1 protein-coding gene is annotated in these 1,442 nt (G+C 43.8%); it reads right to left on the bottom strand.

Annotation, left to right across the window (positions count from 1 at the left end):
• Window positions 1-168 precede the first annotated feature (168 nt).
• A partial coding sequence (locus NFR82_RS08785; RefSeq protein ID WP_251717896.1) for an LPXTG cell wall anchor domain-containing protein occupies window positions 169-1,442 on the bottom strand: 1,274 nt, incomplete at its 5' end.

The following is a 1,442-nucleotide window of genomic DNA, read 5'->3' as shown; positions in this document are numbered from 1 at the left end:
TTAGCTTCATAACTAAATTTACTTTTTCTAGACATACAAAAAGTCCTACTTTCATAGATAGTACAGTTTATATATTTGTACTGTCTACTAAAGTAGGACTATATCATTTGAATTTCGAAGCTTTTTATTATGGTTGCAAAACCATCAAGTTTGTATCAGTACACTCTATTAGTCATTCTTCTTGCGTTTTCTATCTACTGCAAATCCGAAGAGTCCGAGAACAGATAAAGCTAATCCTAAGATTCCAGCTTCATTATTCTTTTCACCAGTTTGTGGTAATAACTTACCGGACTTAGATACCTTAACTTCACCGATCACATTACCATTTGCGTCAACAAAGATAATTCTTCCTTGACCATCAGATGATGGGTGGGAACTAATAACTTGTCCGTGAGGTCCAACAGTTACTACGTTACCTTCTTCAGCCAAATTCTTTGCTTCTTGACTTAATGGTCGTTGTGAAGTTGATGAATAATCATTGCCACTATTATTACCACCATTGTTAGTTCTAGCAGAAGAACTTGTATTAATTGGAGTAGCTACAGAAGTTGAGTTGCCGCCCTTACCTGATGGCTTTCTGTTAGTAGTTCCCTTATTAGTATCTTTATTACCTTGACTACTCTTGCCATCATTCTTATTGCCTTTATTATCAGCAGCGTTGCTCTTTGAGCCGCTTGCAGCACTTGAGTTAGCTGAGGATGAGCCTTCGCTTGCTGCTGAACTTGATGCGCTTGAGTCAGCTGATGATGAACCTTCGCTTGCTGCTGCACTTGATGCGCTTGAGTCAGCTGAGGATGAGCCTTCGCTTGCTGCTGAACTTGCAGTTGAAGCTGCACTGCTTGCTACACTTGCTGCACTTGATGCTGTTGAAGCTGCTGAGCTGGCTACTGAGTCATCACTCTTAGCTTGACTTGCAGCACTTGAGGCTTGGCTTTCTGCTGAACTTGCAGCACTTGAGTTGCCTTCACTTGCGTAACTTGATGCGGCACTTTGTGCACTTGAAGCTACACTTGCTGCGCTTGATGCATCACTTGCGGCACTTGATGCTGTTGATGAAGCACTTGATGCTGTTGAGGCTGCTGAGCTTGCAGTTGAAGCTGCGCTTGAGGCTGTTGAGTTGTTTGGATCTTTATCAGCGTTGCTCTTTGCTTCGCTTGCGGCACTTGATGCGTTGCTTGCTGAGCTTGAAGCATCACTTGCGTGACTTCCCGCTTCACTTGCAGCACTGCTTGCTTCACTTGAGTAATCACTTGAAGCTGAGCTTGGAGCAGCTGATGATGATCCTTCACTTGCAGCACTTGAGGCTTCACTTGCAGCTGAACTTGCAGTTGATGCAGCACTGCTTGCCTTTGAAGCAGCACTTGAGGCTACTGAGTCATCACTCTTAGCTTGACTTGCAGCACTTGAGGCTTGGCTTTCTGCTGAACTTGCAGCACTTGAGT

The organism is Lactobacillus agrestimuris, assembly GCF_943193025.1.
Taxonomy (GTDB): Bacteria; Bacillota; Bacilli; order Lactobacillales; family Lactobacillaceae; genus Lactobacillus; species Lactobacillus agrestimuris.
This window is presented reverse-complemented; position numbering and strand designations above follow the sequence as displayed.